The sequence below is a fragment of the Mesorhizobium sp. M5C.F.Ca.IN.020.29.1.1 genome, assembly GCF_003997375.1.
Taxonomy (GTDB): domain Bacteria; phylum Pseudomonadota; class Alphaproteobacteria; order Rhizobiales; family Rhizobiaceae; genus Mesorhizobium; species Mesorhizobium wenxiniae.
The window spans coordinates 1-4,523 of record NZ_RZSW01000520.1 but is presented as its reverse complement, the minus strand read 5'-3'; the positions used below and the strand labels follow the sequence as shown (position 1 = coordinate 4,523).

The window sequence follows — 4,523 nt, the reverse complement described above, 5'->3', positions numbered from 1 at the left end:
GAACTGTTCGAGGAGCTGCCCGAAGTCGGCGATCCCGACAAGCCGAAGCTGGTCTTCTTCTTCGACGAGGCGCACCTTCTGTTCGATGATGCGCCGAAGGTGCTGATCGACCGCGTCGAACAGGTGGTCCGCCTGATCCGTTCGAAGGGCGTCGGCGTTTACTTCGTCACCCAGAATCCGCTGGATATCCCCGAAACGGTTCTGGCCCAGCTCGGCAACCGGGTGCAGCACGCCTTGCGCGCCTACACGCCGCGGGAGCAGAAGGCCGTGAGAACCGCCGCCGAGACCTTCAGGCCAAATCCCGACTTCGACTGTGCAACCGTGATCACGCAGCTCGGCACCGGAGAGGCGCTGGTCTCGACTCTGGAAGCCAAAGGTGTTCCGTCCATGGTCCAGCGTACGCTGGTTCGCCCGCCGTCTTCACGCCTTGGCCCGATTACGCCTGACGAGCGCCGCAAGCTGATCACTGAGAGCCCGGTTAGCGGGCAATACGACCAAACCATCGATCGTGAATCGGCTTTCGAGATGCTGCAGAAAAAAGCCAAGGACGCTCTCGACGCAGAGGCGCAGCAGCAGGAGAGCGGCCGCTCACGCTGGACTATCCCAGGCTTCGGCGATGACGATTCCGTCCCCCAACCCACCGGCGGCAGGCGGGCACCGGCGCCGCGATCGTCCAATCGCCAGACGGTGGCGGAGGCGGCGATCAAATCGGTGGTTCGCTCGGTCGGCTCGTCCGTGGGCCGGGCGATTGTGAGGGGTATCCTCGGCAGTCTGGCAAGAGGGCGCTGACAGTATTGGACCTCGGTTTGAGAATATCCGATGCTCAAGCAAGAGCATCGGGTTCAGAGGTACGCCGGCCGCTCCAGCGCTTTCGACCAGCTCAGAAGATCGAGTCCGAAATCGCCCTTGCCGGGCCGAGCAGGATCGATCCTTCCGGGACGCCCGCATCGATTGGAATGGCTTTGCGGTCTGCCGTGGCAACCAGTTCCTGACCGACACCGGCGGTAACGATCACCGGCGTCTTGTTGGGCACACGGTCATAAAGGTCGATAATGTCCTGATTTATCAAGCGAACGCACCCAGATGACACCGATTTGCCTATGGAAAACCACTCCGGCGACCCGTGTAGGCGGTAAAGCGTGTCCTCGTTGCCCTCGAAGATATACAGCGCCCGCGCTCCGAGCGGATTGGTGAGCCCGCCGGGCATGCCGCCATTCTCGGCGCTGTATTTTGCGTGCTCTGGCTGGCGGGCGATCATTTCGGCCGGCGGCGTCCATTTCGGCCACTTCTGCTTCCACTGGACGACGGCATCGCCAGACCATTCGAAACCGGCGCGACCCAGCCCGACCCCATAACGAATGGCTTGTCCGCCCGGACGCACGAGATAGAGGTGGTGGCCGGCCGTATCGACGACGATGGTGCCTGGCGCTTGGCCGGTCGGATCGGGAACGATCTGACGCAGAAATTGCTCGTCGATTTTCTCGTAGGGTATGCCCGGCAGCTCGAACCCACCGTCGCTGACCGGACCGTACATTGTTGCATAGTCCATGAGCGGCGGCTCGACATTGGCTGGCGGCGGCGGCTCGACCGGCCGGCCTGCCGTCGTGGTGCAGGCGGAAACCGCAATCGAGGCGACGCCTAGCGCAGCGGCGTTGAGAAAGCCGCGACGGCTCAGGCGATAGGGGTCGATTTCGGTTGTGGACATCGTTGCCTTTTTTAAGTCTCATATCGAAACAGAACATGAATACGCCAATCAGTACGGCGCGCCAGCCCTACCAATGCGTGGCGCGATAGGCGGTTCCGATTCTGGCCTGAGGGTGAACAAACAAAGGCAAAGCTGTGACGGTTCAGCCCCTGTTGCGCCGAGGCAACAGGCCCACAGCGCCGGGCGTCAGCAAAGGACGCTGTAGCACATTTGTTTTGCGCGTGATCCTTTCCAAGGATCGATTCCGATTTGAGGTCATCCGTCAGCCTCCGGCCAGCAGGCCTTCGAGCGAGGGCAGGATCAGGGCCGGGGGAAAGTCCCGGTATTCCTCGGGCTGGTTGGAACGGTTGATCCAGACTGTCCGGAAGCCGAACTTGGTGGCGCCGGCGACGTCCCAGCGGTTGGATGACTGAAACGACACCGCACCCGGATAGAGGCGCCAGCCTGTCGTGACCATGTCGTAGACCGACGGATCGGCCTTGAACCGCTTGACGGCATCGACGGAATAGATGTCGTCCAGAACCTGGTCGAGCGCGGCCGATTTGACCGCCGCCTCCAGCATTTCAGGCGAGCCGTTGGAAAGGATCGCCAGCTTTGCGCCCGACGCCTTGAGCGCCTTGAGCACGGCCGGCACCTCCGGATAGCAGTCCAGGCGCCAATAGGCGTCGAGCAAGTTGGCCCTGAGGCCCTTGTCCGTGGAGGGAACCTTGCGCAGAGCGAAATCGAGCGCCTGCTCGGTGAGTTGCCAGAAATCGGTGTAAGCGCCCATCAGCGTCCTCACCCAGGAATATTCCAGCTGCTTGGCGCGCCAGATCTCCGACAGGAGCTGGCCGTCCGGCCCGATCTGGTCGGCATGACGGCGCACGGCGGCATGGACATCGAACAGCGTGCCGTAGGCGTCGAAAACGTAAGCCGCATGGTGCATGGTGACAGTTTTGCGGCGACGCAAGGCGAGGCGCAAGCACAGATCGCAATTCACATACCGCTGGCCTCAACAAATCTCAGCAAACCCCGTTGACGGCAGATGCCAAAGCATCTTCCAATGGCGAGACAGGACAAGTCTGTAACGGAAACAAGCGATGACACTGGCAACTGCGGCGCAATCCGCGACATGGACCTTCGTGGACGGCGACTGGTATGAAGGCAACGTCGCCATCCTGGGGCCGCGCAGCCATGCCATGTGGCTCGGCACCAGCGTGTTCGACGGCGCCCGCTGGTTCGAGGGCGTCGCCCCAGATCTCGACCGCCACGCCGCGAGGGTGAACGCATCGGCGATCGCGCTTGGTCTCAAACCATCCATGAGCGCCGAAAAGATGGTCGGGCTGACCTGGGACGGGCTGAAGAAATTCGACGGCAAGACGGCGGTGTATATAAGGCCGATGTACTGGGCCGAGCATGGCGGCTATATGGGCGTGCCGGCAGATCCGGCCTCGACCCGTTTCTGCCTTTGCCTCTACGAATCGCCAATGATCTCGCCGGCGGGCTTTTCGGTCACCGTCTCGCCGTTCCGGCGCCCAACCATCGAAACCATGCCGACCAACGCCAAGGCCGGCTGCCTCTATCCCAACAATGGTCGTGCCATCCTCGAAGCCAAGATGCGCGGCTTCGACAATGCCCTGGTGCTCGACATGCTGGGCAATGTCGCCGAGACCGGAACCTCGAACATTTTCCTGGTCAAGGACGGCCATGTCCTGACGCCGGCGCCGAACGGCACGTTCTTGTCCGGCATCACCCGCTCGCGGACGATGACGCTGCTTGGCGAGTATGGGTTCAAGACCACCGAGAAGACGCTGTCGGTGCGCGACTTCCTCGAAGCAGACGAGATATTCTCGACGGGAAACCATTCGAAAGTCGTGCCGGTCACCCGCATCGAGGATCGCAATCTCCAGCCTGGGCCTGTAGCCAAGAAGGCGCGCGAACTCTACTGGGATTGGGCCCATTCGACTTCGACCGGCTGACTGGCGAAAAAGCGAACCGGCGCTTCATTCCGGAGTTGCTCCATATCAATCCAGACCTATGTTAGTCCGGTATCGCACCGGATTTTTCCACGAGGAGTACGACCGATGGCTTTTGAACTGCCTGCCTTGCCCTATGACTACGAGGCCTTGCAGCCTTACATGTCGAAGGAGACGCTGGAGTATCACCACGACAAGCACCACAAGGCCTATGTCGACAACGGCAACAAGCTGGCTGCCGAAGCTGGGCTCGGCGATTTGTCGGTCGAAGAGGTTTTGAAACAGTCCTTCGGCAAGAACCCCGGGCTCTTCAACAATGCCGGCCAGCATTACAACCACGTTCATTTCTGGAAGTGGATGAAGAAGGGCGGCGGCGGCAACAAATTGCCCGGCGCGCTGCAAAAGGCGTTCGACAGTGACCTCGGCGGCTACGACAAGTTCAAGGCCGACTTCATCGCCGCCGGAACCACCCAGTTCGGTTCAGGCTGGGCCTGGGTTTCGGTCAAGGACGGCAAGCTGGCGATCTCGAAGACGCCGAACGGCGAGAATCCGCTGGTCCATGGCGCGACGCCGATCCTGGGCGTCGATGTCTGGGAGCACTCCTATTACATCGACTATCGCAACGCCCGGCCGAAATATCTCGAAGCCTTCGTCGACAGTCTCATCAACTGGGACCATGTCCTCGAGCTCTACGAAAAGGCGTAGGCCTAACTGAGTTGCAGAAAAGCCCCGGTAAAACCGGGGCTTTTCTTTTGGCTCAAGATCGGCCGCCCTTTTCCAGCACAGAACGACTGTCGCAAAAAATTCACACAAGCGTGAGGCGAATTTCCGGAATTTTTAAGCCAATTTTGCCGTTATCGATC

At 60.8% G+C, this 4,523-nt stretch carries 5 protein-coding genes; 3 read left to right on the top strand and 2 right to left on the bottom strand.

The window, feature by feature from the left end; genetic code table 11:
- Window positions 1–789, top strand: a 789-nt coding sequence (locus tag EOA85_RS28685; RefSeq protein WP_127211999.1) for a helicase HerA-like domain-containing protein, incomplete at its 5' end; no start/stop codon positions are given.
- 91 nt (window positions 790–880) lie between these two features.
- Here EOA85_RS28685 and EOA85_RS28680 read toward each other — a convergent pair.
- Together EOA85_RS28680 and EOA85_RS28675 are read right to left on the bottom strand one after the other, a co-directional pair.
- Entirely contained in the window at window positions 881–1,705 is an 825-nt protein-coding gene (locus EOA85_RS28680; protein WP_127211998.1) for a L,D-transpeptidase, read from the bottom strand.
- Between the two features lie 262 nt (window positions 1,706–1,967).
- The gene (locus EOA85_RS28675) at window positions 1,968–2,630 is read right to left on the bottom strand and encodes a haloacid dehalogenase type II (protein WP_127212000.1); all 663 of its coding nucleotides are present in this window, start codon (window positions 2,628–2,630) and stop codon (window positions 1,968–1,970) included.
- Window positions 2,631–2,784: 154 nt separating this feature from the next.
- Between EOA85_RS28675 and EOA85_RS28670 the strand changes: the two genes are divergently transcribed.
- Together EOA85_RS28670 and EOA85_RS28665 are read left to right on the top strand one after the other, a co-directional pair.
- Complete coding sequence (locus tag EOA85_RS28670; RefSeq protein ID WP_127211997.1) at window positions 2,785–3,663, top strand: branched-chain amino acid aminotransferase; 879 nt, start codon at window positions 2,785–2,787, stop codon at window positions 3,661–3,663.
- A gap of 105 nt (window positions 3,664–3,768) precedes the next feature.
- Window positions 3,769–4,365, top strand: coding sequence for a superoxide dismutase (locus EOA85_RS28665; RefSeq protein ID WP_127211996.1), 597 nt, complete (start codon window positions 3,769–3,771; stop codon window positions 4,363–4,365).
- Window positions 4,366–4,523 lie beyond the last annotated feature (158 nt).